The following is a 469-nucleotide window of genomic DNA, read 5'->3' as shown; positions in this document are numbered from 1 at the left end:
AATTTCAGCCAGCGATGCGTCGGTTTCCCAGAATGCCTTGTACAGGCCTTGCAGGATCGCGCGTGCTTGCGGGATCGAAGCAGCCGGCACGCCGATCTTCGCGGCGAGGTCGTCGGCCTGGGCGTCCAGCAGGCCCGTCGACGGCTCGACGATGACCTTGTGGATCAGTTCCGGGTGCTTTTCAGCGACTTCCTCGATGTCCATGCCGCCTTCGCTCGAACCCATCAGAACGATCTTCTGCGAGATGCGGTCGACGACGAGGCTGACATACAGTTCCTGCTTGATGTCGGCGCCTTCTTCGATCATCAGGCGGTTGACCTTCTGGCCTTCCGGACCGGTCTGGTGCGTGACGAGCTGCATGCCGAGGATCTGGTTCGCGTATTCGCGGACCTGCTCGATCGACTTCGCCACCTTCACGCCGCCGCCCTTGCCACGGCCACCCGCGTGAATCTGAGCCTTCACGACCCAT

At 62.0% G+C, this 469-nt stretch carries 1 protein-coding gene; it reads right to left on the bottom strand.

From position 1 onward, the window contains the following. Positions 1-469: ATP-grasp domain-containing protein (locus tag U5A56_RS36990; protein ID WP_321927430.1), on the bottom strand; the 469-nt coding region annotated here is incomplete at both ends.

Source organism: Burkholderia sp. BCC1998 (assembly GCF_905339875.1).
Lineage (GTDB): Bacteria > Pseudomonadota > Gammaproteobacteria > Burkholderiales > Burkholderiaceae > Burkholderia.
Note: the sequence above shows the minus strand (reverse complement) of the source record. Positions and strands in the feature narration are given on the sequence as shown.